Consider the following 25,981-nt stretch of genomic DNA (forward strand, 5'->3'; position numbering starts at 1 on the left):
TAGAAATAATTTTTCTGCCACGGAAGCACAAAGGGCACGGAAATTTTCTTGATAATTTGAAAAGCAGTACCCGTATCGCTTCGGTTGCGCCAGCCCCGCCCTTTGCTTAATCCGACTGAAAAAGTCGGGATAACGCTGCCGGTCGGGTTTATTTCACTTCTGACAGTAGCAATGCCGTTGCCACCTAAACCCGATCAAAGCGAGATGCCGATTTTCTTCAATTTGGCAGAAGCGGGAGCGGGACTACAACAACCTAAAAGCTTCTGTTATCGCTTTCCAAAAAACAAACTAGTTTTTTTTCACGCCACCAGATATTACCAAACCAATCTGCCTTAAGATTTTTTTCCTTAAATTCACGTCATCAAAAAATTGATTATCCATGTCGAATATTAAACTCATTATCGAAGAAAGACCAGCAAATATTGGCAATTTTATGGTTGGAAGGTTGCTGCCTTTCAGAGAGAAACGGATGGTTGGGCCTTTTTCCTTTATCGACCATATGGGCCCCGCAGCAATGAGCGATCACGAAAATCTCGACGTTCCACCTCATCCACATATCGGTTTATCTACCTTAACTTTTTTATTTGAAGGTGAAATTACACATAGGGATAGTTTAGGTTCGGATATTGTAATTAAACCCGGACAGGTAAACTGGATGACTTCGGGCAGCGGCATTGTACATTCGGAAAGAACCCCCGAATATCTTCGCCATACGGATAAAATGCTCCATGGCTTACAAATCTGGGTAGCTTTACCCAAAGATTTGGAACAAATGGATCCTGAGTTTTGCCATGTAGAAGGGGCGGACATTCCAAGCTGGACAGAAGATGGTGTAAGTTTTAAATTAATCGCAGGAGAAGCTTTTGGTTACAAATCTCCGGTTCCGGTGTATAGTCCATTATATTTTTTAGAATTGAAAAGTACCAAGCAGCAAAAGCTAAATATTGGCGATTACCTGTTTGGCGAAAGTGCACTTTACATTCTAGAGGGTACAATTGAGAGTGAGGGGAATATTTTTGAGCCGCGTTTAATTTTAATTGCCAACGACGCCAAACTGTGTGAATTTACCATGCACGAAAACACGACGGTTTACATTTTCGGTGGAGAACCCTTTCCTGAAGAGCGTTTCATTTACTGGAACTTTGTTGCATCTGACAAAGAACTGATTGAAAAAGCCAAAATTAAATGGCTGGAACAAAGCTTTAAACCTGTTCCTGGAGAAACAGATTTTGTGCCATTGCCAGATCAAAACCCAAAGGTTAAGAAATAAACCCTGATGGAAATACAACAGATTAACAACGAAAAGAAAGGGCAATTCGAAGCCTTAGAGAATGGCTTAAAAGCAGGTGTTATGGCATATGTTTGGGCTGGCCCTGGCAAATTCATTATTGACCATACCGAAGTAAATCAAGATTTTGCTGGCAAAGGTGTAGGGAAAAAATTAGTACTTGCCGCCGTAAATTATGCCAGAGAAAACAAAATGAAAATTCTCCCGCTTTGTCCATTTGCAAAAAGTGTTTTCGATAAAACGCCAGAAATTCAAGACGTATTATTTTAATATTGATTAAAACACGATTAATTCTTCCTGCCAAATAAATTCATATTTACTGAAACTGCTACGCCGGTTGATGATAATTTGGAGTTTCCATAACCAATATTGGTTAAAGGGATTTTCATAAAAGGCTTAGCGCTAATGCTTAAATTATTATTTATTTTGTGCTGAAACTCGACACCAACATTGGCTATACCTAAATAATGCTGATTCTGGCTTCTAACTTCGTAGCTTTGAGGGCCTTGATAATCTCCATTATAAGAATAGCTGTATTTCTCTTTCAACATTAAATAACTAGACAAGCCCGTACTTACGGAAATCGAATTTCTACGTCCGTCAAAAACCTTATAATTCACGTTGATAGGAATATCGATTACATCGCAATTGGCATGGATATTTGATGGTTTTACGCCGAAAACATAGTTTGTATTGGGATTATATAAACTAAAATCTGAGTCGTAGATTTTCTTAGCATAAACTGCCCCGGTAGTAACACTTAATTTCTTTGTTAAGACAAGCGTAGCTTCAACCCCAAAACCGCCACTTAAACTACTTTGTCCCGATTTTTGAACACTGGTCAAGTCGGGTGCAGCCAGAATGCTCAACACAAATCGTGGTTTTTTCTTAAAAATCGGGTCTTTAATTCTTGGCATCTTGCTTCCAACAGGCTCAACAACTAGATTTTGTTTTTCAAATTCTACAAGCTTGGTTTCAGCATTTATTTCTGGATTATAAATCACATCCGCTAAAAGGTTATTATTACCATTATTACCTGTCTCAATTAACTTTGGAAAAATTTGGTGGCCGAATCCTGTTTTAGCTATTTTCTGATCTTTGTTATCTTCCGCTCCTTTATTATTACCTGTCAATAAATTTTCTCTTCTATCCTTGGCTGACGAACCATTGTTAGTTGGCTTTTCAATTAAACCGCCTTCATTATCTAAAGGTCTATTATTCTTATTTTTGTGCGCATTTGAATCTGTTTTCACCAGTGAATTGCTTTTTGACTGATCACTATTCGGTTTAACCAATAAAAACACCACCAATAACATGGCGGCTACTGCTGCCGCAGTGAGCCAAATGATAGGCACAACCCTCCTTTTAGGTGTTGGATGCAATCTCTCCTCCAGATTATCCCAATCTAAATCATTAAAAGGAAGATCGGGATTTTCCAATCCATCCTTAAATAATTTATCTATATCTTTTCCCTCTCTCATTGCATGTTTGTATTTAACCTCACCTGTAAAAGGTTTCTGTCTACCTCCGAACTCCTTACCCGGTAAGTTTTCGCATCTGTAGCTTTTAGCATTTCCTGTAATTTCTGTCGTGCCTTAAACAGGTTAGACTTTGATGTTCCTATCGATATTCCCAGCATTTCGGCAATTTCCTCATGGCTATAGCCATCTATAGCGAAAAGGTTAAAAACCGTTCGATATGCCGGACTTAGGTTTTGAACCAATGCTAACAAATCATGATAGGCCAATTTATCGTACACAGAGTTTGTGTGTGCAATATTTTCGTGATCCTGAATATCTACATGATCGGCAAATTTTAAATTGGCACGATAATAATCAATAGCAGTATTGGTTATTATCCGACCGAGCCAAGGTAAAAAGGCCTTCGAAGTTTCGTATTTGGTTATATTTTTAAAGGCCTTAAAAAAGCCATCGTTCAGTATTCCTGCAGCATCTAGCGGATCGTTTGCATAACGCAAACAAATCCCCATAGCAAAGCTATAGAAATGTTTGTATAGTGCTTTTTGACTATCCCTTTCATTTCTAACGCACCCTTGAATATACTTTTGTATAATATCTTCACTATCGCGGCTAGCGGTCACAGGTTCTCCTTTCAAAATACATTACGGTAAGAAATTACAAAAGGTTGCCACAAAAAAGTATTTTCTTTAAAATAATTATTATTCGCTCGGTTATGCTAAAATTCTCTTTTCCATAAGCAACCATTTACAACCCGACGGCGTAATAGCAGCATATTAATGATTAAAGTTAAAACTAAAAACAAAAATCTTATGCTAATCTACTTAAAAAGAAATCTATTGGCTGCATTGTGCATAGCCATGGTGTTTAGTGCCTGCAAAAAAAATAGTTCAGACGATGCTGCGGCTAACAAAAAGGGAATTCAATTGGCAACCGATGCCAAATTTGGGTCGGTACTAACCGATAAAGATGGTAAAACTTTATACTTTTTTGCATCCGATGCTGCAGGTACGCCAACCTGTACCGGTGGTTGCGAAACCGCATGGCCACTTTATTACTCAGCCGATGCCAGCACCGATTTAAACCTGAACAAAGCAGAAGTTGGAGAGGTTACCCGTGCTGATGGCCGTAAACAAAGCACTTACCGTGGTTATCCACTTTATTACTTTGCTAGCGATGTTGCAAAAGGAGATATTAAGGGCGATGGTGTTGGTGGAATATGGTTTGTGGCTAAACCCGATTATTCATTGATGCTGGCCAATGCACAACTGACCGCGAACAATATTAATTACACCAGTACCTATGCTGTTGGCGATGGCAAAACCATTTACTTGACCGATAGCAAAGGGCGTACTTTGTACGCTTTTGCGCCAGACAAAAATGGCGTAAATACCTATACAAAAAGCGCTACACAAGAAGGTATTTGGCCAGTTTACGAATCTGAAGTGCTTAATGTGCCCTCGGCTGTTTCAAAAGCTGATGTTGGTGTAATCACAGTAGCCACCATCAACAAAAAACAATTAACCTACAAGGGATGGCCTTTATACTACTGGATATCAGATCTAAAAAGAGGCGATAACCTGGGCATAGTAATCGGAAAAGGGCCAGGTTTAACTTGGCCGGTGTTACAGCTAAATGCTACAGTTGCGCCGGCGCCATAAATAATTTGGGTTAGGCGGGTAGAATGGTCGGCTGGTGTTTTCACAGCCGGCCTTTTTTATACTTCGAGTAAGGCTTGTTTAATTTTTTCGGCAGCTTCAGCCAATTCTTCGCTGGTTGGCTTTAATTTTTCTTTACTGAAGTTCATGTCGCTCACATTATTCATTGGTATTAAATGAATATGAGCATGTGGAACTTCCAATCCGATAACCGAAACACCCACTTTTTTGCAAGGGAAAGCTATTTTTACACCTTTCGCTACAATTTTAGCAAACATCCAAAGACCAACATACAGGTCTTCATCCATATCGAAGATATAATCGGTCTCAATTTTCGGAATCACCAAAACATGCCCCGCCGTTAAAGGCTGAACATCTAAAAATGCTAAATATTCTACGGTTTCAGCAACAACATGTGCACTGATTTCGCCTGCAACAATTTTTGAAAAAACAGTCATTAAGGTATATGGTTAAAGGTGTAAGGGCTGGGCGGTTAGGGTCAAGCGTTTGGCGGCAGGCGATTAAACGCTCATCGCCAAATACTATTCGCTTATCTAGAAATTTCTAGCACTTCGAACTGCATTTTACCTGCGGGCACTTCAATTTCGGCGAATTCGCCTACCGATTTACCTAACAAACCTTGTGCAATTGGCGATTTAACAGAAATTTTTCCTGTTTTTAGATCTGCTTCTGTTTCAGCCACCAACTGATAAGTCATGGTAGCGCCGTTTTTAACATTCTTTATTTTAACAATCGATAAAGCAAGTACTTTCGATAAATCTAATTTAGACTCATCAATTAAACGTGCGTTTGCCAACGTATTCTTTAATTTTGAAATTTTTGCTTCATGCAAACCCTGCGCTTCTTTAGCAGCATCGTATTCTGCATTCTCCGATAAATCACCTTTATCCCTCGCTTCTGCAATTGCTTTAGATATTAGCTGACGACCGGTGGTTGTTAAATAATGAACTTCCTCTTTTAATTTATCTAACCCCTCTTGGGTGTAGTATGTTACCTCTGTCATTGCTCTATTAATTTTATTCAAACGCTATAAAAAACAAACAAGACTATATAGTTGGTTTGCTACATAGTCTTGCTTCAATTATAACGAAGATAAAATGTGGAAATTACAAAAGCAAATAAAAAATTAAGAAGTGACCAACATTTTAACCTTTTGTGACGCTCAAGGTCAATTTGAAACATTAATTACCTCTTAAAATAAAGATTAACACATTCTTTCCTTATTATAATTATATGCCAGAATCACCACAATGGTAACATTCATTTATACACTTATCCAAAATTCAATCATTAGTTCTATTTTTAGCTAAAATTATTCGTAAAAATGAAAAAGTTATTATCTATTGTCCTACTCATTTGTTTGGGTGGTTATACCGTTTCTGCCCAAGAACTTTATATGCCCAGAAATATAAAAGCAGCATATGCTAAGGGTACCCGTGCCATGAATGGAAAACCTGGTCCTAACTATTGGCAAAACCATGGTAAATACAACATGGATATTAAGGTAGATGCCGAAACCAAAGTGGTGAGCGGTAAAGAAGAAATTCTGTATATTAACAACAGCACTGATACTTTAAGAACTTTGGCCATTCGCTTTGTAAACAACCTGCATAAACCAACCTCACCGAGAGGTGGTGCGGTAAGCGAAGATTTTTTAAGCACAGGCTTAAATATCAGTTCTTTCTCTGTTGATGGCGAAACGTATAAAGTAGACAGCAAAAAATGGGGAACAGTTGGCAATGTAAAACTGAACAAACCGTTGCTTCCAAAATCGAAAATTACCGTTAAAATAGAGTGGGACTACCCCCTATCAAAAGAAAGCGGTCGTGAAGGACAGATTGATCCAAACTCATTTTTTGTGGCTTATAGCTATCCTCGTATCTCTGTATATGATGATTATAACGGCTGGGACCGCATTCCACACACCGATAGAGCTGAGTTTTATAACGACTTTAACGATTACGAATTCGCAATCAGAGCGCCTAAAAACTATGTGGTTTACGCAACCGGAGATTTCCTGAATCCAGATGAAGTGTTACAACCAGAAATTTCTGCACGTTTAAAAAAATCATATAATGGTGATGAGATCATCCACATTGCTACCGAACAGGAAATGAAAGACGGCAAAGTAACCCAGCAAAAAGACTGGAACACCTGGAAATTTGCCGTAAAACACATTACCGATGTTACTTTTGCTTTAAGCAACCATTATGTTTGGGATGGCGCAAGTGTAATTGTAGATAAAAAGGCGAATCGCCGTGCAAGTGCCCAGGCTGCCTACAATCCAACTACCGGGACAGATTTTACAAACTCGGTTAAATATAACCTTAATGCTTTAGATTGGTTCTCGAACAATTGGCCAGGAATCCCCTATCCCTATGCTAAAACCATTGCTTTTCAAGGTTTTGCCGATATGGAGTACCCGATGATGGTTAACGATTCTCAATTTGGCGATCCTGTTTTTGCACAATTGGTTCAAGACCATGAAGTAGCACACACCTACTTCCCCTTTTACATGGGCATTAACGAAACCCGTTATGCCTATATGGACGAAGGCTGGGCTACAACATTCGAATATTTAATCGGTATTGCAGAACACGGTAAAGAGGCAGCCGATAAGTTTTACAAAAACTTTAGGGTAAATAAATATATCAATGATAAATCGGCAGAAGAAGACCAGCCCGTAATTTCGATGTCCGATCAGGTTTCAGGTTCGGGTTATGGGAATAACTCCTACGGAAAGGCTTCATTATCTTATCTGGCCTTAAAAGATATGCTGGGTGATGCCTTATTTAAAAAAGCATTGCATACCTATATGAGCAACTGGAACGGCAAACACCCTATTCCATGGGATTATTTTAACTCGATGAATGCAGGATCTGGACAAAATTTAAACTGGTTTTTCCAGAATTGGTTTTTCACCAACAACTATCTTGATTTAGCCATAACCAAAGTAACGCCTGCAAAAGGAAAATCTACCGCTACCATTAAAAATATTGGTGGTTTTGTTATTCCTTTTGATGTAGTGGTTACTTATGCCGATGGAAAAACTGAAACGACTCATAAAACGCCAGCAGTTTGGAAAGCAAACCAGAAAGAGGTGAATGTAACAGTGAATACAGCTAAAAAAATAAAGTCAATTGCTTTAGATAATGGCATTTATGTAGATGCTACGCCAAAAGATAATGTTTGGGAAAGCAAATAACTCAGTTCTCAGTTGGCAGTTAACAGTTTGTAGTTAACTGCCAATTGAAAATTGCAAACTGAAAACTGTTACCCGTTTTCTGCTTTACAAGTAGGTTCGTGTTTAACTGGAAAATTTAATGAATTGGCAATAAAACACATTCTATTTGCCTCGTGATGCAGCGAAGCTGCAAGTTCGTAATGTGCCTTATCGGCTATTAAAACCTGGGGATGAAGGGTAACCTCCCTAAAACGGCCACTTCCATCGGCTGATTCTTCCATTGTACCTACTGCCTCATCTTTATAATCGATTACTACGATCTCGTTTTTAGAGCATAAGTGTAAATACCAGAGCATATGACAGCTGGATATTGAGGCCAATAACAGATCTTCAGGGTTATATTTAGATTTATCGCCCAAAAAAGCAGAATCAGACGATCCTGAAATGTCGGCTTTGCCTTTTACTGAAATTACATAATCGCGATCGTACGAACGGTAATCCATTGTACCCGAGCCTTTATTGCCCGTCCAAGTAACTGTAGTTGAATATAAATGATCTTTCGGCATGATAAAATTGGTTAGATTGTATAGCCAATTTAAGAAAATAAAATTACTTTTTTAAGATCAGAAAGGTTTTAAAACCTGCAAGATATGAACCTGTAGCAAAACAATTATATCCATCTTAGGTGTTATATTATTTTGAAAAGCAGGGTTCGGTGTGCTCGGTTCCGAAAGCCCTGCTATCGCTTCAAGTCCTCGCTGCGCTGTGGGCTTTCCGCTTTATCAGGTTTAGTCGGCAAAGGCTTTCGAGTTTTTTCAAAGGCCAGGAGTGTCAGCAAAAATCGGATATCTTTCAGTTAGACCTCGCAGGTTTTTAAAACCTGCGAGGTCTAACCTAATTAAAAACTAAGCCCGCTTAACTTCTCGGCCAAAACCTCCGAAATTTTACGGTACGAATCGAATGTCCAGCCACCAACATGTGGCGTTAAAATCACTTTGTCGTTATTTTTAAGTTCATTGTACCAAGCCTGTTCACCCAGGGCCGGGAATTTTTCTGTTTGCAATACATCCAGTCCGGCACCTAAAATCTTTCCGCTTTTAATGGCATTCAATACTGCTGGTGTATTTACAATTTCACCCCTTGCCGTATTGATAAAGAAAATTGGCTTTTTAAAATGGTAGAAATACTCGTCATCAACCATTTGCCTGGTTTCGGCCGTTAAGGGAATATGCAAACTCAGCACATCGCTGTGTTTCACAATTTCTTCCATACTTACCTCGCGGGCAAAAGCATCAGAAAAACCTGTTTTGTATTTATCATAAGCCATTACATCAACCTCGAAACCCGCCAGCTTCTTTGCAAAGCTTTGTCCCATAAAACCATAACCAATAATCCCTACTTTTTTGCCTTTCAATTCGTAGCCACGGTTACCTTCCCTATCCCATACACCATTTCTGATTTCGATATCGGCCCTGCGGAAGTTGTTCATCAATGATAACAGCAAACCGGTAGCATGTTCGCCAACCGCATCGCAATTGCCTTCTGGTGCGTTAATCAATTCGATATTTCTTTCAAAAGCGATTTTATCATCGATATTATCCAGGCCTGCACCTGCCCTGGCCACAAATTTTAAATTTGGAGCTGCAGCAAAAATTTCGGCATCTATCCTAAATTTCGTCCGGACAGCAATACCGGTATAATCTTTAATTTTATCTAATGTTTGTTGGCGGGTAATCTGTGGTTCATCATCAACCTGGTAGCCCATAGCAATCGCCTGCTCTTTAAAGGCAGGGTGCAAATCATCAACAATTAATATCCTATTCATAATAAACAAAAGTAACATTTTGCAAATTGTTCAATTGCAATATTCTTTTAAGTTTTTGTAAAACTGAAGACTGCTAATTGAGAACAGTTAATTGGCGATTAACCCACAAAAATATTACTATAAAATGGCTGTAATAAAATAGTTACGCCTCCTTAATTAAACTTAGTTGCCGTTACTTTGTCTCCCTTTATAAAAACACACGAAATTTATTTTTAATGAGACTTCTACAATCGAGAACAATACAGATTACCCTTTTACTTTTAAGCTTATCATTTAGTCTTTTCGCGCAAACAGGTGGAAAGGCAAAAATTACCGGAGTACTTAAAGACGCAAAAACACAAGAAACCATTCCCTTTGCTACCGCTGTTTTAATTGATAAAGCAACAAGCAAAAATGCAAAAATTGCCCAAACAGATGTAAATGGTTCATTTGTGATGGCAGATATCCCACCCGGAACTTTTACCTTTAAAATAAGCTTTGTGGGCTACCAAACCATGGTTAGAGATAATGTGGTAATTACTGCAGCTACGGGCACATTAAACTTTGGCGACATTAAAATGAATGCCGCCAAAGGCAATATGCTGAGCGAAATTACGGTAACAGGCCAAAAACAAGGCATGCAAATGGGGATCGACAAAAAGATTTTCGCTGTAGACCAGAGCGTAATCAGCGAAGGTGGCTCAGCAGGCGATTTATTGCAGAATGTACCTTCTGTTTCTACTGATATGGATGGCAATGTGAGTTTACGTGGCTCTTCGGGCGTTAAAGTATTAATTGATGGAAAACCATCTTTAATTGCTGGAGGTAATGTTGCGCAGATTCTTCAATCAATCCCAGCTAGCTCTATCGAAAGTGTTGAGGTAATTACCAATCCATCGGCTAAATATGATGCAGAAGGTCAATCAGGCATTATCAACATTGTACTAAAGAAAAACACAAAACTTGGCTTTAATGGTTCAGCTGCACTAACTGCAGGTAACCGCGATAACTATAATGCAAACACCAACTTAAGCTTCCAGAACAGTAAAGTAAATATTTATGGTAACTATGGCTATCGCTATGGCAACCGTTTGGGTGGTGGCTTCCAGGATATTACCTACAAAACACCAACCAGTTCAACAGCTTTCGCAAATCAGAACACGGTTTCGAACTCTTCTGATAGAGGTCACAATGCTAAAGCTGGGTTAGATTATTACTTGGCACCAAAAAGCGTAATCAGCTTGTCGGGCGGTTTTAACTCAAGAGAAAATGAGCGAAACGAATTGCTTGATATCAGACAATTAAGTTCCAACCAGTCGCCGGTTTTATTGAGCAACAGAACCAATAAAAATGATGGCTACGGAAAAAGTTATGACCTGAATTTAGATTACGTGCAGAAATTTAATAAGCCTAAAGAAGAGTTAACTTTCAACTTTGGTTATTCGAACGGAACAAATAACAACGACCAGACTTATAGCACCAATACCACGAACAGAAATGGTGTGCCGATTGATGAGACCTTGAGTTTACAGCGGGTGTTTAATACGGGCAACAATACCAATTATAACATCCAGACTGATTATGCATTACCTGTTGGTAAAGCGGGTAAAGTTGAAGTTGGTTACCGCAGTCAGATCCGCTTAGGGGAAAATGATCAATATGCAGATTCGATCCCTACCAATACGAATATTTATGTCAGTAATAATAAATTAATTAACGGTTTCGACAGTAAGGATCAGGTGCACGCACTTTATTTCAATTATCAGAACCAGATTAAAGATTTTGGTTACCAAATTGGACTAAGAGGAGAAGATGCGCGTTTAGATACGCATTTAGAAGGTTACACGGGTAATGTATTAACCACGGCCGAAGGAAATATCCACTACAAAAGGATCTATCCAAGTGTTTTCTTAACGCAGAAATTTAAAGGCGATAACCAGCTTCAACTGAGTTATACACGCCGCGTAAACCGCCCCCGCCCATGGGATACCAATCCATTCTTGGATGTTTCGGATCCTTTAAACTATAGAGGTGGTAACCCGAATTTATTGCCAGAGGATGTACACTCTTTCGAATTGGGATATAGTAAATACTGGAAAAAAGTAACTTTAACTTCAAGTTTGTATTTCCGCCAAACCAATGATGTAATTCAACGGGTAAGAAGTACGCCAGTTAACGGGATCATTACTTCAACCCCTCAAAATTTAACGAATCAAATCAATAGTGGTTTAGAGTTAATTGGTCGTTTCGATCTGGTTAAAGCTTTAAATTTCACTACTAATGTAAACTTATATCAGGCTAAATTTGCTGGTGATGCACGATTTGACATTCCATCAAGCAGTGGCTTTAGCTGGAACGCCAATCTTACCGGAAATTTAACAGTAGTTAAAAATTTATCATTACAGGTACGGGGCGATTACCGTGCGCCAGAAGTAATGGCGCAGGGAAAACGCAATGCTATGTACGGCATTGACGGTGGAGCTAAATACGATTTCCCGAACAAAAAAGCATCTTTAAGTTTCAATGTTAGAGATGTATTTAATACCAGAAGATGGAGCATGACCACTGAAGATAGAGCCACAATTGTTGATTTTGAACGCCAGTTTCAGGGAACAATGGGAAATTTAACGTTCTCTTACCGCTTTGGAAAAACTACATTTACCGGTACGAGTAAAAAGAAAAAAGACGATCAGCAGGACAACCGCCCTGATGAGGGATCCTTTTAATAACCTAAGGTGCTTAGAAAAATATTTCTAAGCACCTTTTTTCCTTTAAATTTTCTTCAATACAATTCCTTCCTTTAAAACAATAACAAGTTATTATCTTGCACCATGGAAGAGATCAACCCTTGGAAAACACTAGAGAGCGAGGTAAAGTACGATAACACCTGGATCCGCTTAACCGAACATCAGGTGATTAACCCCTCTGGTGGAAAAGGAATTTATGGTACAGTTCATTTTAAAAACCTGGCGATCGGAATCCTCCCGTTAGATGAAAATTACAATACCTGGTTGGTTGGTCAGTACCGATATGCACTAAATGCTTACAGCTGGGAAATTCCAGAAGGTGGTGGGCCATTTCACGAAGCACCCCTAGAAAGTGCCAGAAGGGAATTATTGGAAGAAACGGGCATGAGCGCCAGAAACTGGAAAGAGATCCAAAGAATGCACCTGTCTAACTCAGTAAGCGATGAACTGAGCATAATCTATGTTGCCACTGGCTTAATTCAAGGTATCGCGATGCCAGAAGAAACGGAACAACTCGTAGTAAAAAAATTACCCTTTGATGAGGCTTATCAAATGGTTTTGAATGGAGAGATTACCGATTCGATAAGCGTTGCAGCAATTTTAAGAGCAAGGCTGATGATAATGAATGGCGAATTGTAAAATCATATCTAAAGATTTGCGAATAAATTAACCTAGGTTCCGTCATTTCGAGGGCAGCGCAGCGTAGTCGAGAAATCTTTCAGTGGATAAATTAAATCATTTTTAAAGATTCCTCCGCTACGGTCGGAATGACGACAAATATGTTTATAGCTTTAAACCTTTGCAATTTGTGGTACACCAAGTTGTAATTGCGATAATCAAACCAGAATAATTTATTATTATCTTTGCCATCTATAAAATCAACCAGATGAGCAAGCTTTTCGGATATATTTTAAGCCCTATTTTTTATATTTTCTTTGGATTAACACTTTGTATCTTCCATCCTATACAATGGATTTGCTTTAAGCTTTTTGGCTATAAAGCGCATAAAGTTTCGGTAGATATCCTTAACTTTTTCTTAACCTACTGCCAGATCTTTCTATTCAATTCGATCAGCTTTAAGAACGAATACGATTTGCCAACCGACAGACCGATTATTTTTGCTGCCAACCACCAAAGTATGTACGATATCCCTTCGTTAATTTGGTTTTTACGGAAACACAGCGCAAAATTTATCTCCAAAATCGAGCTTACTAAAGGAATTCCATCCATATCAATTAACCTGCGCCTGGGCGGCGGGGCAAACATTAACCGAAAAGACAACAAACAGGCCATTTCCGAAATCATCAAACTTGGCCGTAGAATGAAAGATAATAATTGGAGCACGGTTATTTTTCCAGAGGGAACCCGAGCGAAAGATGGTCAGCTGAAAACATTCCAATTTGGAGGTATTGCTACCATATTAAAAGTAGTACCCAATGCTTTGGTCGTTCCTGTGGCCATAGAAAATTCCTGGAAAATTGTTCGCTTTGGCATGTTTCCATTAACCACAGGCAATGCGCTAAAATGGACAGTTTTAAAACCGATAGAACCGGGCGTAAAAACGCCAAATGATATCACGCTTGAGGTAGAAAACGAAATCAGGAAAGTTTTAGGTCAACCAATGGTACAGGTTGCTGTTTTATAATTTTTTATTAATCTCTTTAAAGATCCTTCGACTCCCAATCGCGGCAGGATCATTCCTTAGTTTCTATATTTCCGTGGCAATTAAAAGGTTAATTGAACTGGTTAAGCGCCCAGTGCCAACCGCTCTAGATATTCTTATTTCCAATCACCCTGAAAAATTCATCGCGGTAAGTATCGCCAACAGGGATAATTTTTTGATTGATGGTAATGCGGCTACGTTCGATACTTTCGATTTTATCAACAGCTACAATATAAGACTTGTGTACCCTGATAAACTGACCTTGAGGTAGAGCTTCTTCCATCTTTTTCATACTCTGAAGCGTAATAACACGCTCATCTTTCGTAAATATCGAAATGTAATCTTTTAAACCTTCGATGAATAAAATATTGTGTAAATAGATTTTTTGAATCTTATGCTCTGTTTTAACAAAAATATAATCCTGAACAGGATTTGCTGAACCAGAAAACGGTGCAGGTGTAACGATGGGCTGCGCTACACTGGCCGGAGCCTCAACTGGTTTTACCTGATTGTGTACTTTTTCTACCGCTTTATAGAAACGATCAAACGCAATAGGTTTCAATAAATAATCTGAAACATTTAGGTCGTAACTCTCTAGGGCATATTGCGGATAGGCAGTAGTTAATATGTAGTGGCATTTATTGCCAGCGATTTTTAAAAACTGGATTCCGGTCAGTTCAGGCATTTGAATATCTAAAAATACAAGATCAATTCCCCCGCCCTGCACAATCTGCAAAGCTTCAATTGGGTTTTCGCACCTTTTAACCATGGTTAAAAAAGGTACTTTCGATATATAATCCTGTAAAATATCAAGCGCTAAAGGCTCATCATCAACAACAATACAGTTTAAGTTCATTTTGGTTAATCTATTTAATTCATGATTTTCTTATTATCCGGTTAGGTTAATACCAGATTATATGTCAATCATCAGTTCGCAGGTATAATGGGTAGCCGAATTTACAACATTTAATTTATATCTGTCGGGATAAACCAATTGTAACCTACGTTCTACATTGGTTAAACCCACGCCGCCCTGCGCATCTTTATTCTGCTGGTTCTTTTTATTGATGACGCTAAAGTGCAGAATTTTCTGATTGGCAATAATATTGATTTTTACCGGTTCTGCAGGATCGGTTACAACGCCATGTTTAAATGCATTTTCTACAAACGAAATCAGCATTAAAGGAACGATTTTCTGATTGTCAATTTCGCCGTTTAAGGTAAGCTCAATATAGGCACCATCTTTAAACCTTATTTTTTGCAGTTCGATATAACTGGTTAAATAGTCTACTTCTTTGCTTAACGCTACTGTTGGTGTATTGCTCTCATAAATCATGTAACGCATAATTTCCGAAAGCTTCATAATGGCATCAGCTGTTTTGTCTGATTTCTGATAAGCCAGAGAATAGATATTGTTAAGCGAATTAAAAAGAAAATGAGGGTTTAGCTGCGATTTTAAAAACTGAAGCTCCATCTCTCTGCGCTCACTTTCTAAGTTACGTTGGATCCTTTCGCTAGAAAACCAATCGATGATAAATTTGATGATACAACTGCTGATTAAGAAAAATCCACTAAAAAAAGCAGCGTTCAGTGCAAAATTGTTAACTGAAAAATGATGTACTTCTTTATCTGTACGATAGGTAAGCAACTCTTCAGGGTTTAAAACGGCTAATACAGTTTTCAAAAAAGTTCCGGCAATAAGTATTAAGAAAAAGGATAGAAAATAAATCCAATAACGCTTTCTCTTTTTAATCCATTCGGGGATTAAAAAGATATAATTAATATAAAATAACGATACGTTGATAATGCCGAGTGCACCATAGCTTAAAAAATAATCTTTCATCGTTACGCTACCTTCCCGCATAAAACTCACTGCAATAAGGAGCATTATAATTATTCCCCAATATATAGAATGTAAAATGATTGGGCCTTTACTTTGTTTCATTTGAAATATGTTAAATAGTAATCAAATGATATGTGTTTAACTAGCGCATATCATACAAGCCACAAAATAAATAAAGTTTTATCGATTTACTTACACAATCTACCAACGGGCATTTTTTTTCTACCAACGGCCCAATAGGCAAATTTTATCGACAAACGCCAAAAATGTCTGTTGATCTAGAATCTTGAACACTTGGTATAATAGATTTTAGCAGGTTGTTTTTCTTGAGTTTCTTTGAATCATCAAAACGAAAACAAAATGAAAACACCATCAGCAATCAACTTAAACAATCAAACAGTAATGGCTGATGATCATTTCACAGCCTCTCAAATAAAACTATCAATCATGAAAAAGTTAGCAAACACATCGCCATTTTTACTTTTATTATTACCAGTATTTATGATGATCATTTTAACGCTTACTGTAAGCACCAATCAAAATGATGCAGAAATCGTTGTAAAACCTACAAAAACATCTGGTTCTATTGTGAAACAAGCATCAGCTATTTTCAAATAGAAATAATGGGCAATTACGCTATCGAAACCGTAGGTTTAAACTTTAACTTTGGCAACCAGGTTATTGTAAAAGATCTTTCATTACAAGTGCCAAAAGGCAGTATTTATGGTTTCTTAGGCCCCAATGGAGCTGGAAAAACAACCACCATAAAAATCTTACTTAACCTGCTGAAGTCGCCATCCGATCAGGTTTTTATATTTGGCAAAGAAATAAACAGTAATCGCATTGCTACCCTTAAACGTATTGGTGCTCTAGTAGAACAGCCAGCCATTTATGGGCATTTAACGGGAAAAGAAAACCTCATTAACCGCTGTATCCTGTTAGGCATAAAAAAAACGAAAGCTGATGAAATGCTATCGCTAGTAGGTTTGGCAGAAGCAGCAAATAAAAAAGCCAATAAATATTCATTAGGCATGAAACAACGGCTAGGCATTGCGCAGGCACTAATTTCAGACCCGGAATTACTCCTTCTAGATGAGCCTACAAATGGCTTAGATCCAAATGGCATTATTGAGGTCCGGAATCTGATGATCGATTTAGCCACAAAACACCAAAAAACAATACTGGTTTCAAGCCACTTATTGGCAGAAATAGAAAGAACAGCAACCCATGTTGGCATTATAAACAAAGGCCAATTATTATTTCAGGGCACAATTAACGAACTTCATTTACTGAGCAAACCTATGCTCGAAATTGAAGTTGACAAGATTGAAAGTGCAAGTTCCTTTTTAACAAAGTCAGGTTATGAAATTGCGGCAAAAACAGATAGGGTAATTACTGTACCATTTACTTCGGCGCAAAAAAGTGGAGAACTAAATACATTACTTATCCAAAATGGTTTTACGGTGAGCAGTCTTTATCAACAACGAAAAGATCTCGAAAATTTATTCCTTGATATTACTAAAACAAACTAACATGCGCGCTCTTTATATTTCTTTAGTATCAGAATTTTACAAATCGAGAAAAACTTTAGCATTTTGGGCAGCAATATTACTGCCTGTTATTGTATGTGGATTAATAACCTTTGGTTTTTATTCGGGTTCTGAAAAGATTTTGGCTAGGCATTACCCGCCTATGATGCTATGGGGTAACTATATTGGCGCAGCGCTTGGCGTAATGGGTTTATTGGTTATGCCCTTTTATGTAATATTTATGGCTTTTTCAGTCAATAATATCGAACATAAAAACGATACGTGGAAAATGCTATTTGCCCAACCATTAAATAAATTTTCCATTTATGCTGCAAAATATCTGTACGCAGTATTTTTAATATTGATCTGCTTATTCTTATTTGCCACACTCACCTATGGTTTTGGCTATTTATTACAGGTTTTAGTCCCTGAATATAATTTTAACCAATACAATCCCTCATCTATCTTAATCAATTCCTATACGAAATTGTTCTTGTCATCATTTGGGATTTTATCACTCCAGTTTATATTAAGTTTATTATGGGGCGATTTTCTTAAACCGATGGGAATAGGTTTTGTTGGAACCATTATGGGTATTATCACCGCAAATGTTGGCTGGAAATACGCTTACCTAAACCCTTATTCTCTACCTACACTGGCATTAAGAATTACTAAAGTAAGCAAAAACACTGATCCATTAGAATTCCCAATTTTTACACAAGAAATATGGACAAGTTTGATTTACGCAATCATACTTTTCATCATCGGCTATTTTATTGTTACCAAAAAGAGCATAAAATAGCTGCCGCTACTGCAAAGACATTAAAAACAAAAGCCTGCTGATTTGACTTTAGTATCAAATAGCAGGCTTTGCTGTTTAGAATGAGAGGTTATGCGTATTTTAACCCTTATAAGGATAATATTCTTTCTTTAAAGGCCCAAACAATTAATTGATAAGAATTTTTAAGATCGAGCTTTCTCACCATATTTCTTCGGTGCGTATTAACGGTATGCTCACTAATAAAAAGCATTTCGCCAATTTCTTTACTGTTATAACCCATTGATAACAGGTGTACAATTTCAACTTCCCTTTCACTGATCGAACTGTGATTTTCCCGTAGCAGGATATTGTTTATCATTTTTGAAAGAATTAAATGGTTAATGTTTTCTATATCGATCTTTACTCCAGATAGACTTCTTTTTGAATAAGTTCAAAATAGTTGTTTTTCCAGGGTAGACTGCATTAATATGTTATAACCGCAAATTGTTCAACTGTTATTGTATACCAAAAGTAGTGGTACGTCGCAATTCGGCGTTAGCACAAAACGCCCTAAATAACAGGGTATTTTTACGGTATTTTAATTGCAAATACCTCTTGCCGAAACCCTTATTATTATCGATTTTTAGAGAAAATCAAACTTTTAACTTTTATGAGCAAAAAATTTAATTCGGAACCCATCGATAAGAAGGTTGCGCAGGACATGGTTGATGCCTATGCCGTGGAGGCAAGAAAATTCCCACAATCTTTCACCAAAGCAGTATGGTTTCCGGCAGAACAAATACTGGAAATTGCAAAATTAATGAGTGAAGGAAAATATGATGGGTTAAGGCTTTATTTTGCGCAATATACCGATGTTTTACCTGAAGGTGTAAAAAGCGGATATGCAGGCAAAAACACCTTGTTACTGGTACCTACTACTACATGTGAAAGCAATGATGACGAACATGAGGATAACCTTGATGACATAGGAAACAGAGGTCAGGGCTGTCCAGAAGCTTGTGAAGGCACACAATTATAAAGAATGAGGTACTTAACTCCTATATTTATAGCAGAAGTTATCTGTTTTATAGCTGCTATAGCAATCATATGGAAAGATAAACATGCTTTTGGGAAAGTGATTACCTGCTATTTAGCTATCGCATTAGTTACTGAAGAAGCTGCTGCTTATATGGCTATAAGAGGTATACACAATTTATGGCTATTTAATATTTATATTGTTTTCGAAATCAGTGCAATATTATATGGCCTTTACTATTGTATAAAAAAATATACAAAACCTAAATCTATATTTATTATAGGTTTAGGCATTATAAGCTTAACCTATATTTTCTTTATAACCACCAAACCCTTTACCGATTTAAACACGATTACAATTAGTGTGATGTCTGTCATTTTCACGCTTTATTGCCTTTACTATTATTATTTGCTGTTAAAAGATGAAAACTTTATCGAAATTAAAACTCATCCTGAATTTTGGTGGGTAACAGGAGTTTTGTTTTATTACTTTGGAAGTACCATGTCGAATATTTTTGATGGGTTATTTATGGTTAGACTTATAGGCTTTGTTACTTTAAGATTCCTTATTTATATCCTGTTAAACCTTATTTTATATAGCTTTTGGTTATATTCCTTTATATGCAGAATGAAACAACAAAAATTGCAATCTTAGTTGCCATTGCAACTTTGGTATTTCTTCTTATGCCTGTGTTTTTGATTCTATATATAAGATCTTATACCAGGCATAAAAAGAACCATTTTCTGGAAAAACAGAATATGCAGCAAAAATTTGAGTCCGAAATGCTTCAAACCCGTGTTGAAGTGCAAGATCAAACGATGCAAAGTATAGCCACAGAATTACATGATAATGTTGGCCAGTTGCTCAGTCTTACCACACTCACCCTAAACTCTATAAATTTAAACGACGGAGAAAAGGCCAAGAAAAAAATTGATAATTCATTAGCACTTGTTAACAAATCCATTAAAGAATTAAGGGAGCTGGCAAAACTATTGCATGGCGAACAACTGGTAGAAAATGGCATTGGCCACGCAATTGATCAGGAAATTAATTGGTTGAATAAGGCTGGTTCTTACGAATTAAAAATCAATAACCAGTTGATTGATCTGCAAATTACATCGCCGAATAAAGATTTAATCATTCTTCGTTTATTGCAGGAAATCATCAATAATATCATTAAACATGCCCAGGCAACCGATATTCAAATTGATTCGCACCTGGCAAACAATATTTTACATTTAAGAGTTGCAGAAAATGGAATTGGTTTTAACCCTGAAGAAATCAAATCAAAAAAATCGGGAATGGGACTAAACTCTATTTATAAAAGAATTGAGATGATCAATGGAAAATTAATATTAAATTCGACTCCAGGAGAAGGCACTTCCATTTCAATAGAAGTTCCATACCCTTAATTGTATGCAAGACCAAAGTATCTCTATCGCTATTGTTGACGACCACACGCTTTTCCGTTCCGGATTGGCCAGCCTATTGGAAGAATTTGACGAAATAAATGTCACGTTTGAGGCTGTAAACGGATTAGATCTCCAGTCTAAAATAAATAGCTACAAAGACGTTCAACTGGTACTAATGGATATTAATATGCCTGTAATGGACGGCTTTGCAGCAACTAAATGGGTTAAAACTAATCATCCGAATGTACATGTACTTGCATTAAGTATGCTCGAAGATGAAAAAGCGATTATCGGAATGCTTAAAGCTGGTGCCGGAGGCTATATGCTTAAAGAATCAACCCCATCAGATCTGCTAACAGCAATTAAAGTAATAGTAGATAAAGGTTTTTATGTAAATGAACTGGTATCGGGCAGACTTTTGGTGGCGCTGAAAGACGATGATCAAAAACCAGTATTTTCGGCAAGAGAACTTACATTTTTACAATATTGCAGTACCGAACTTACTTATAAGGAAATTGCAGACCTCATGAATGTCAGTCCACGCACAGTAGATAACTACCGGGAATCTCTTTTTGCGAAGCTAAATATTAAATCGCGCACCGGATTAGTGGTATATGGCATCAAAAACAACCTGATCACCATATAGCACCTACATACATAAAACACTGATTTACAACAAATCATCATTAAAATCTAATTACTTTCCTCAAAGTAGCCCCCTAAAACAGGACAAAAACACATTTTCATTAATTTTCCTAATAATTTATTAAATAAAATTTGGATAACTAACTAATTAGTTTTAACTTTAGTTAAGGCAAAGTAATTTGCCGTCATCCTTATTATTATTAACTATTATGGAAATTAAAGATTTAACCAAAGCCGAAGAACAGATTATGCAGGTTTTATGGCAACTGGAAAAAGCATTCGTCAAAGAAGTTATTGATGAGCTACCCCTCCCTAAACCTGCCTACAATACCGTATCAACCATTATTAGAATTTTAGAAACCAAAGGTTTTGTAGGTCACGAAGCCTTTGGTAAGGCCCACCAATATCATCCTCTAATCAGCAGAGAAGAATATAAACGCCATGCAACAGAAAAACTGTTAGGCAATTACTTCGAAAATTCGGTAGAGAGCATGTTCTCTTTCTTCGTTAAAGAAGAAAAACTGGATTTAAGTGATGTTGATGAAATTTTAAAAATGATTAATAAAATTAAACATAAGCCAAAATGAGTTTTGCCCACTACCTTTTACAGGTGAACTTATACTTAATTGTTTTTTTTGGTTTTTACAAATTACTGTTAGATAAGGAGACCTACTTCACTTTAAACCGCATTTATTTAGTATCTGCGGGCGTTTTGTCCTTATGTATACCATTTATCCGTTTAGAATGGCTAACGGAGCAAAGAGCGGCACAACAGGTTTATACTTCAGTTAATTGGGAAGCTGTATTAGCACAAGCAACGATTGTAACGGAGCGCAATACCGGTTTTAACTGGGGGAACGCATTCGTTTACATCTATTGCGCAGGTATTTTGTTCTTCTTAGGTAGATTGGTATTTAACCTATTAGCGGTTAAAAAACTCCTCTCGGTAAGCAAAGCGGGCTCGGCTTTCTCTTTTTTTGGCAAAAAAGTAATTGATCGGGGATTGCCACAAATGGATGTGATAGATATTCATGAAGAAGCACATATCAAGCAATGGCATACAGTAGATATTTTATTTTTCGAAATTATAGGGATTATTACCTGGCTAAATCCAGTGATTTATCTTTATAAAAAAGCCATTAAAAATATCCACGAGTTTTTAGCTGATGAACTTGCTGCAGAATTTCAGGGTGACAAAGCGGAGTATGCCATGTTATTGCTAAGTAAGTCGTTTGGCATTTCGCCTAATGCCTTAACAAATGGCTTTTTAGAAAAATCATTGATCAAAAAAAGAATTTTCATGCTTCATAAAGAGCGGTCTAAAAAGATCGCTATTATGAAGTATGGAATTTTTATTCCGCTATTTGCCCTTCTGATTGTGTTTTCGTCGGCTACTGTCCGCAAAAACGAAAAATTAATGTCTATTTCTGACAAGATCCCTTTAGATAAACCGATCGAAATGGTACAGGCTATTGTTACAGAAGAGCGTACTGAAGCTATTCAGGCACCTAAACTATCGGTTGATGGCAAAACAGATGCCAACTGGAAAGGATTTTATCAGTTTTTATTAAGAAATATTAAATACCCAGGCGCAGCCAGCAGCGATGAGGTACAAGGTAATGCCCAGATAAAATTTAATCTAAAAGGCGGCAGGGTTACCAATATTACATCCAATATAGAACTAGGCGCAGGTTGCGATGAAGAAGTGATGAAAGCCATTTTATCTTATAAAGGATTTAAAACTGTAGCAGATGGCAAATATGCTTTAACGGTAAGTTTTAAAATTCCAGAATCTTCAGAAGAGTTTAGGAATACATTATTGCCTAAATCGGATGGATATGTAAATCTGAACAAGGTTAACATCATATCTTATCTTCCTAAAACCGCTGAAACAGAAACCGGTGCTGTTAAATCTGAAAATACAGATAAAGTATATGATTTCGTTTCAATAGAGAAACAACCCGAATTTCCGGGTGGGATAGCCAAGTTTTATAAATATCTTGGTGGCAGCATTAAGTATCCAAAGATGGCACAGGAGAATAATGTTCAGGGTAAAGTTTTTCTCAGTTTTGTTGTTGAAAAAGATGGCTCTTTGACAGATGTCCAAATTACAAGAGGTTTAGGAAGCGGTACCGATGAAGAGGCGATAAGGGTTTTAAAAGAATCGCCAAAATGGCATCCAGGTATCCAGAATGGTTTAGCTGTGAGAGTAAAATATAACATCAATGTTAATTTCACACTAAATACCGACGCCCCAAAGCCACTTAAAACATTATCGCAAAACCCTACTGGCATAAGACTTAAAAACGATATCAATTTTAATGGTCTTATCATATTAGATGGAGTTAAACTTGATGAAAACAGTCAATTAAGTGCTATAAATCCAAACAGTATTGAATCTATTGAGGTTTTAAAAGATCAGGCCGCTGTTAGTCTTTATGGACCAAGGGCCAAAGCTGGTGCAATTCTAATTACAAGTAAAGGAACTAAAAACAATGCTTTCAGAGCATTGGATGCAAAGGAACTTACTATCGACAAAACTTCTAATTTTTTCGAACTTAAAAGAAAATTCTAACCCAAATGAAAAGTATAATTGCCTTTACCATAATGATAGGTTTTAGTTTAGTTGGTTTTGCTCAAAAGGCAGATAGCACAAAAACAACGAAAATTACACTTAGAGGCGTACCCGCCTCTGGCACTGAACCCTTAATTGTAATAGATGGTAATAAACAGTATTTAAGAGGCACATCATCACTTAGTGATGTTGATCCCAATAACATTGCGTCTGTAAGCATCTTAAAAGATAGTTCAGCAACGGCGCGATATGGCACTGATGGTTTTGCGGGGGTAATAGAAATTACAACCAAAAATGGTTCTTTGAGCAATTCTGATTTCAAAACCGCTCCAATAAAAATTGGCGATACCAAGTTAAAAGGGAAAGTATCAGGATTCAGTGTTCGGCCAAATGTACCTAAGCCTAATACGTCTATAACCTTAAGAAATCTATTGAATAGAGATTTTGACCCAAAGGCAGAACCACTTTATATCATTGACGGAAAAGAAGTTTCAGAGATAAAAAGTTTGGATCAGGAATCTATTGGATCAATAGAAGTGCTTAAAGACTCATCTGCAGGAACCATATATGGTGATAAGGGCAAAAATGGAGTGGTGATTATTACCACTAAAAAACCGAAAGCAATTCCAAAGAAAAACTAAATAATCAACATTTTAATAAAAAAACAATGAGAAAGCTAATCTTTTTAGCCCTAATGGGCATCGCTATGTGCTTAAATCTAGCAAATGCACAAGACAATCCAAACAAAGTTTATGATTTTACCTCGCTAGAAAAGACACCAGATTATCCTGGAGGAATTAAGAAATTTTATGAATTTTTAGGTCGTGAGATTAAGTACCCTGAAGTAGCTAGGAAAAACAGCACACAGGGAAAAGTATTTGCTTCTTTTGTAGTAGAGAAAAATGGGACGCTAACAGATATTCAGATTACCAGAAGCCTGACAAAAGAAACGGATGACGAAGCCTTAAGAGTATTGAACAAATCGCCAAGGTGGAATCCTGGATTATTAAATGGAAGACCTGTTCGTGTGAAATACAACATCAATGTTAACTTCAGTATGAAGTAAACCTGAAATTGGCTATAGGCTTAAACACACAAAACCCCAGCAAAATTGCCGGGGTTTTATGTTTTCTCTCCTGTCTCGGAAGACTAAATTTAGAAAAATTTTAATGTATATGCAAATATTACAGAATAAAATTTCTAAATACGCAAAATTTTAATATGCAAACATAAGATTATTGCAACTTTCGCAAACTTTTATTTCGAGACCACTTTGTTGTGCAAGGTTTCAGTTTTAAATTATAAAGTTTCATATGTTTTCACAACAGCGGGCAAATGTTAAATATGTATCTGTTTTAGTCGTCAGCTTGCTAACAAATCATTAAAATTTAATTCATTATTTATTCCTGGTCTTTAACCAGTATTAGGCTAAGAATATGTCCTCAACAGGATATTTTTATTTATAATTAGTTTGTAGTTCCCTTAAAACTAAAAAGCCTCCACGTTGTGGAGGCTCAAGAACCCAGCGGTTAAGCTGCATGCACAGTATATTTTTTAAACGGTTTCTTCTGAAATAAATTTTGCAGATGCAAAATCACGGTTCATACGAGCGATGTTTTCTAAAGAGATTCCTTTAGGGCATTCGGCTTCGCAAGCACCAGTATTGGTACAGTTACCAAAACCTTCGGCATCCATTTGAGCAACCATGCTCTGCACCCTGCGGTAACGCTCTGGCTGACCTTGTGGTAACAATGCCAATTGAGAGATCTTAGCTGATACGAATAACATTGCTGAAGCATTTTTACAGGTTGCCACACAAGCACCACAACCAATACAAGCCGCAGCTTCAAAAGCAGCATCAGCCTGCATTTTAGGTATTGGCAGATTGTTAGCATCCTGCGCATTACCAGTGTTTACCGAAATAAAGCCACCAGCAGCAATAACTCTATCGAATGCAGAACGATCTACAGTTAAATCTTTTACTACCGGAAAAGCCGCTGCTCTCCAAGGCTCAACAACAATGGTATCGCCATCTTTGAAAGAACGCATGTGCAATTGACAGGTAGTAACCAAGTCTTTTGGTCCGTGCGGGCGGCCGTTTATAAACATCGAGCACATTCCGCAGATCCCTTCGCGGCAATCGTGATCGAATACCACCGGCTCTTCGCCTTTATTAATTAATTGTTCGTTTAATACATCGAACATCTCTAAGAAAGACATATCCGGTGAAATATCGGCCAATTTATAATCTACCAAAGCACCTTTGGCATTGTTATTTTTTTGACGCCAAACTTTTAGCGTTAAGTTCATATTTCCTGTACTCATGATATTGAGATTT

General features: G+C 37.2%; 28 protein-coding genes. 18 read left to right on the forward strand and 10 right to left on the reverse strand.

Annotated elements, in window-relative coordinates; translation table 11 throughout:
• Nucleotides 1-379: 379 nt before the first annotated feature.
• Nucleotides 380-1,270: a pirin family protein gene (locus tag EYS08_RS01755; RefSeq protein WP_131028132.1), complete on the forward strand. Its 891-nt coding sequence runs from the start codon at nt 380-382 to the stop codon at nt 1,268-1,270.
• A 6-nt stretch (nt 1,271-1,276) separates the two neighbouring features.
• Nucleotides 1,277-1,558 carry a GNAT family N-acetyltransferase gene (locus EYS08_RS01760; RefSeq protein WP_131028133.1) on the forward strand — a complete coding sequence of 94 codons (282 nt, stop codon included), beginning with the start codon at nt 1,277-1,279 and terminating at the stop codon, nt 1,556-1,558.
• A 17-nt stretch (nt 1,559-1,575) separates the two neighbouring features.
• Here the strand turns inward: EYS08_RS01760 and EYS08_RS01765 are convergent, their stop codons facing one another.
• Nucleotides 1,576-2,769 (reverse strand): hypothetical protein, encoded by a 1,194-nt coding sequence (locus EYS08_RS01765; protein ID WP_131028134.1) that lies wholly within the window; start codon nt 2,767-2,769, stop codon nt 1,576-1,578.
• Nucleotides 2,766-3,404, reverse strand: coding sequence for an RNA polymerase sigma factor (locus tag EYS08_RS01770; RefSeq protein WP_244215830.1), 639 nt, complete (start codon nt 3,402-3,404; stop codon nt 2,766-2,768). Before EYS08_RS01770 ends, EYS08_RS01765 begins: the two co-directional genes overlap by 4 nt.
• Before the next feature lie 174 nt (nt 3,405-3,578).
• On the opposite strand from EYS08_RS01770, the gene EYS08_RS01775 reads away from it, so the two are divergent.
• Entirely contained in the window at nt 3,579-4,427 is an 849-nt protein-coding gene (locus EYS08_RS01775; RefSeq protein WP_165456339.1) for a hypothetical protein, read from the forward strand.
• Between the two features lie 56 nt (nt 4,428-4,483).
• Here EYS08_RS01775 and EYS08_RS01780 read toward each other — a convergent pair whose 3' ends face one another.
• The gene (locus EYS08_RS01780; RefSeq protein ID WP_131028137.1) at nt 4,484-4,882 is read right to left on the reverse strand and encodes an HIT family protein; all 399 of its coding nucleotides are present in this window, start codon (nt 4,880-4,882) and stop codon (nt 4,484-4,486) included.
• A 92-nt stretch (nt 4,883-4,974) separates the two neighbouring features.
• Nucleotides 4,975-5,448 carry a transcription elongation factor GreA gene (gene greA, locus EYS08_RS01785; RefSeq protein ID WP_029276724.1) on the reverse strand — a complete coding sequence of 158 codons (474 nt, stop codon included), beginning with the start codon at nt 5,446-5,448 and terminating at the stop codon, nt 4,975-4,977.
• A gap of 321 nt (nt 5,449-5,769) precedes the next feature.
• On the opposite strand from greA, the gene EYS08_RS01790 reads away from it, so the two are divergent.
• The gene (locus tag EYS08_RS01790; RefSeq protein ID WP_131028138.1) at nt 5,770-7,650 is read left to right on the forward strand and encodes a M1 family metallopeptidase; all 1,881 of its coding nucleotides are present in this window, start codon (nt 5,770-5,772) and stop codon (nt 7,648-7,650) included.
• A 68-nt stretch (nt 7,651-7,718) separates the two neighbouring features.
• Here EYS08_RS01790 and EYS08_RS01795 read toward each other — a convergent pair whose 3' ends face one another.
• Entirely contained in the window at nt 7,719-8,195 is a 477-nt protein-coding gene (locus tag EYS08_RS01795) for an OsmC family protein (RefSeq protein ID WP_131028139.1), read from the reverse strand.
• Between the two features lie 332 nt (nt 8,196-8,527).
• Complete coding sequence (locus tag EYS08_RS01800; protein WP_131028140.1) at nt 8,528-9,454, reverse strand: 2-hydroxyacid dehydrogenase; 927 nt, start codon at nt 9,452-9,454, stop codon at nt 8,528-8,530.
• A 215-nt stretch (nt 9,455-9,669) separates the two neighbouring features.
• Between EYS08_RS01800 and EYS08_RS01805 the strand changes: the two genes are divergently transcribed.
• The 3 genes from EYS08_RS01805 (at nt 9,670) to EYS08_RS01815 (ending at nt 13,825) form a co-directional block, all read left to right on the forward strand.
• Nucleotides 9,670-12,159, forward strand: a complete 2,490-nt coding sequence (locus EYS08_RS01805) for an outer membrane beta-barrel family protein (RefSeq protein WP_131028141.1) — start codon at nt 9,670-9,672, stop codon at nt 12,157-12,159.
• A 105-nt stretch (nt 12,160-12,264) separates the two neighbouring features.
• Complete coding sequence (locus tag EYS08_RS01810) at nt 12,265-12,819, forward strand: NUDIX domain-containing protein (RefSeq protein WP_131028142.1); 555 nt, start codon at nt 12,265-12,267, stop codon at nt 12,817-12,819.
• 247 nt (nt 12,820-13,066) lie between these two features.
• Nucleotides 13,067-13,825, forward strand: coding sequence for a lysophospholipid acyltransferase family protein (locus tag EYS08_RS01815; RefSeq protein ID WP_131028143.1), 759 nt, complete (start codon nt 13,067-13,069; stop codon nt 13,823-13,825).
• A gap of 124 nt (nt 13,826-13,949) precedes the next feature.
• Here EYS08_RS01815 and EYS08_RS01820 read toward each other — a convergent pair whose 3' ends face one another.
• Together EYS08_RS01820 and EYS08_RS01825 are read right to left on the reverse strand one after the other, a co-directional pair.
• The gene (locus tag EYS08_RS01820; protein ID WP_029276707.1) at nt 13,950-14,699 is read right to left on the reverse strand and encodes a LytR/AlgR family response regulator transcription factor; all 750 of its coding nucleotides are present in this window, start codon (nt 14,697-14,699) and stop codon (nt 13,950-13,952) included.
• A gap of 57 nt (nt 14,700-14,756) precedes the next feature.
• Nucleotides 14,757-15,788 (reverse strand): sensor histidine kinase, encoded by a 1,032-nt coding sequence (locus tag EYS08_RS01825; RefSeq protein ID WP_244215831.1) that lies wholly within the window; start codon nt 15,786-15,788, stop codon nt 14,757-14,759.
• Nucleotides 15,789-16,046: 258 nt separating this feature from the next.
• Here EYS08_RS01825 and EYS08_RS01830 point away from each other — a divergent pair, with 258 nt between their 5' ends.
• Genes EYS08_RS01830 through EYS08_RS01840 form a run of 3 tightly spaced genes read left to right on the forward strand, consistent with a single transcriptional unit; the run spans nt 16,047 to nt 18,017 of the window.
• Nucleotides 16,047-16,304, forward strand: a complete 258-nt coding sequence (locus EYS08_RS01830; protein WP_131028144.1) for a hypothetical protein — start codon at nt 16,047-16,049, stop codon at nt 16,302-16,304.
• A 5-nt stretch (nt 16,305-16,309) separates the two neighbouring features.
• Nucleotides 16,310-17,218, forward strand: coding sequence for an ABC transporter ATP-binding protein (locus tag EYS08_RS01835; RefSeq protein WP_131028145.1), 909 nt, complete (start codon nt 16,310-16,312; stop codon nt 17,216-17,218).
• 1 nt (nt 17,219) lies between these two features.
• Nucleotides 17,220-18,017 (forward strand): ABC transporter permease, encoded by a 798-nt coding sequence (locus EYS08_RS01840; RefSeq protein ID WP_131028146.1) that lies wholly within the window; start codon nt 17,220-17,222, stop codon nt 18,015-18,017.
• A gap of 106 nt (nt 18,018-18,123) precedes the next feature.
• Here the strand turns inward: EYS08_RS01840 and EYS08_RS01845 are convergent, their stop codons facing one another.
• Nucleotides 18,124-18,354: a response regulator transcription factor gene (locus tag EYS08_RS01845; protein ID WP_057931491.1), complete on the reverse strand. Its 231-nt coding sequence runs from the start codon at nt 18,352-18,354 to the stop codon at nt 18,124-18,126.
• A 291-nt stretch (nt 18,355-18,645) separates the two neighbouring features.
• Between EYS08_RS01845 and EYS08_RS01850 the strand changes: the two genes are divergently transcribed.
• The 8 genes from EYS08_RS01850 (at nt 18,646) to EYS08_RS01885 (ending at nt 24,709) form a co-directional block, all read left to right on the forward strand.
• On the forward strand, nt 18,646-19,014 hold the full coding sequence (locus tag EYS08_RS01850; protein WP_131028147.1) for a hypothetical protein: 369 nt from the start codon (nt 18,646-18,648) through the stop codon (nt 19,012-19,014).
• Nucleotides 19,015-19,017: 3 nt separating this feature from the next.
• Nucleotides 19,018-19,665, forward strand: a complete 648-nt coding sequence (locus tag EYS08_RS01855; RefSeq protein WP_131028148.1) for a hypothetical protein — start codon at nt 19,018-19,020, stop codon at nt 19,663-19,665.
• Nucleotides 19,632-20,423: a sensor histidine kinase gene (locus EYS08_RS01860; protein WP_131028149.1), complete on the forward strand. Its 792-nt coding sequence runs from the start codon at nt 19,632-19,634 to the stop codon at nt 20,421-20,423. Before EYS08_RS01855 ends, EYS08_RS01860 begins: the two co-directional genes overlap by 34 nt.
• Nucleotides 20,424-20,427: 4 nt before the next feature.
• The gene (locus EYS08_RS01865) at nt 20,428-21,069 is read left to right on the forward strand and encodes a response regulator transcription factor (RefSeq protein ID WP_131028150.1); all 642 of its coding nucleotides are present in this window, start codon (nt 20,428-20,430) and stop codon (nt 21,067-21,069) included.
• 208 nt (nt 21,070-21,277) lie between these two features.
• The gene (locus tag EYS08_RS01870) at nt 21,278-21,655 is read left to right on the forward strand and encodes a BlaI/MecI/CopY family transcriptional regulator (protein ID WP_131028151.1); all 378 of its coding nucleotides are present in this window, start codon (nt 21,278-21,280) and stop codon (nt 21,653-21,655) included.
• Complete coding sequence (locus EYS08_RS01875) at nt 21,652-23,643, forward strand: M56 family metallopeptidase (protein WP_131028152.1); 1,992 nt, start codon at nt 21,652-21,654, stop codon at nt 23,641-23,643. The genes EYS08_RS01870 and EYS08_RS01875 overlap by 4 nt, the downstream gene beginning before the upstream one ends.
• A gap of 5 nt (nt 23,644-23,648) precedes the next feature.
• Nucleotides 23,649-24,284 (forward strand): TonB-dependent receptor, encoded by a 636-nt coding sequence (locus tag EYS08_RS01880; protein ID WP_131028153.1) that lies wholly within the window; start codon nt 23,649-23,651, stop codon nt 24,282-24,284.
• Between the two features lie 26 nt (nt 24,285-24,310).
• Nucleotides 24,311-24,709: an energy transducer TonB gene (locus EYS08_RS01885; RefSeq protein WP_131028154.1), complete on the forward strand. Its 399-nt coding sequence runs from the start codon at nt 24,311-24,313 to the stop codon at nt 24,707-24,709.
• 488 nt (nt 24,710-25,197) lie between these two features.
• Here the strand turns inward: EYS08_RS01885 and EYS08_RS01890 are convergent, their stop codons facing one another.
• On the reverse strand, nt 25,198-25,968 hold the full coding sequence (locus EYS08_RS01890) for a succinate dehydrogenase/fumarate reductase iron-sulfur subunit (RefSeq protein ID WP_029278232.1): 771 nt from the start codon (nt 25,966-25,968) through the stop codon (nt 25,198-25,200).
• Nucleotides 25,969-25,981: the final 13 nt, after the last annotated feature.

Origin of the sequence: Pedobacter kyonggii, assembly GCF_004310665.1 — a bacterium.
GTDB classification, from domain to species: Bacteria; Bacteroidota; Bacteroidia; order Sphingobacteriales; family Sphingobacteriaceae; genus Pedobacter; species Pedobacter kyonggii.

Coding starts and splice junctions, on each gene's coding strand:
- EYS08_RS01880 (WP_131028153.1), top strand. CDS start 23,649: ATGAAAAGTATAATTGCCTTTACCATAATGATAGGTTTTAGTTTAGTT.
- EYS08_RS01800 (WP_131028140.1), bottom strand. CDS start 9,454: ATGAATAGGATATTAATTGTTGATGATTTGCACCCTGCCTTTAAAGAG.
- EYS08_RS01760 (WP_131028133.1), top strand. CDS start 1,277: ATGGAAATACAACAGATTAACAACGAAAAGAAAGGGCAATTCGAAGCC.
- EYS08_RS01790 (WP_131028138.1), top strand. CDS start 5,770: ATGAAAAAGTTATTATCTATTGTCCTACTCATTTGTTTGGGTGGTTAT.
- EYS08_RS01830 (WP_131028144.1), top strand. CDS start 16,047: ATGAAAACACCATCAGCAATCAACTTAAACAATCAAACAGTAATGGCT.
- EYS08_RS01865 (WP_131028150.1), top strand. CDS start 20,428: ATGCAAGACCAAAGTATCTCTATCGCTATTGTTGACGACCACACGCTT.
- EYS08_RS01850 (WP_131028147.1), top strand. CDS start 18,646: ATGAGCAAAAAATTTAATTCGGAACCCATCGATAAGAAGGTTGCGCAG.
- EYS08_RS01780 (WP_131028137.1), bottom strand. CDS start 4,882: ATGACTGTTTTTTCAAAAATTGTTGCAGGCGAAATCAGTGCACATGTT.
- EYS08_RS01820 (WP_029276707.1), bottom strand. CDS start 14,699: ATGAACTTAAACTGTATTGTTGTTGATGATGAGCCTTTAGCGCTTGAT.
- EYS08_RS01755 (WP_131028132.1), top strand. CDS start 380: ATGTCGAATATTAAACTCATTATCGAAGAAAGACCAGCAAATATTGGC.
- EYS08_RS01825 (WP_244215831.1), bottom strand. CDS start 15,788: ATGAAACAAAGTAAAGGCCCAATCATTTTACATTCTATATATTGGGGA.
- EYS08_RS01795 (WP_131028139.1), bottom strand. CDS start 8,195: ATGCCGAAAGATCATTTATATTCAACTACAGTTACTTGGACGGGCAAT.
- EYS08_RS01885 (WP_131028154.1), top strand. CDS start 24,311: ATGAGAAAGCTAATCTTTTTAGCCCTAATGGGCATCGCTATGTGCTTA.
- greA (WP_029276724.1), bottom strand. CDS start 5,448: ATGACAGAGGTAACATACTACACCCAAGAGGGGTTAGATAAATTAAAA.
- EYS08_RS01810 (WP_131028142.1), top strand. CDS start 12,265: ATGGAAGAGATCAACCCTTGGAAAACACTAGAGAGCGAGGTAAAGTAC.
- EYS08_RS01765 (WP_131028134.1), bottom strand. CDS start 2,769: ATGAGAGAGGGAAAAGATATAGATAAATTATTTAAGGATGGATTGGAA.
- EYS08_RS01840 (WP_131028146.1), top strand. CDS start 17,220: ATGCGCGCTCTTTATATTTCTTTAGTATCAGAATTTTACAAATCGAGA.
- EYS08_RS01805 (WP_131028141.1), top strand. CDS start 9,670: ATGAGACTTCTACAATCGAGAACAATACAGATTACCCTTTTACTTTTA.
- EYS08_RS01775 (WP_165456339.1), top strand. CDS start 3,579: ATGCTAATCTACTTAAAAAGAAATCTATTGGCTGCATTGTGCATAGCC.
- EYS08_RS01890 (WP_029278232.1), bottom strand. CDS start 25,968: ATGAGTACAGGAAATATGAACTTAACGCTAAAAGTTTGGCGTCAAAAA.
- EYS08_RS01845 (WP_057931491.1), bottom strand. CDS start 18,354: ATGATAAACAATATCCTGCTACGGGAAAATCACAGTTCGATCAGTGAA.
- EYS08_RS01860 (WP_131028149.1), top strand. CDS start 19,632: ATGCAGAATGAAACAACAAAAATTGCAATCTTAGTTGCCATTGCAACT.
- EYS08_RS01855 (WP_131028148.1), top strand. CDS start 19,018: ATGAGGTACTTAACTCCTATATTTATAGCAGAAGTTATCTGTTTTATA.
- EYS08_RS01875 (WP_131028152.1), top strand. CDS start 21,652: ATGAGTTTTGCCCACTACCTTTTACAGGTGAACTTATACTTAATTGTT.
- EYS08_RS01835 (WP_131028145.1), top strand. CDS start 16,310: ATGGGCAATTACGCTATCGAAACCGTAGGTTTAAACTTTAACTTTGGC.
- EYS08_RS01870 (WP_131028151.1), top strand. CDS start 21,278: ATGGAAATTAAAGATTTAACCAAAGCCGAAGAACAGATTATGCAGGTT.
- EYS08_RS01815 (WP_131028143.1), top strand. CDS start 13,067: ATGAGCAAGCTTTTCGGATATATTTTAAGCCCTATTTTTTATATTTTC.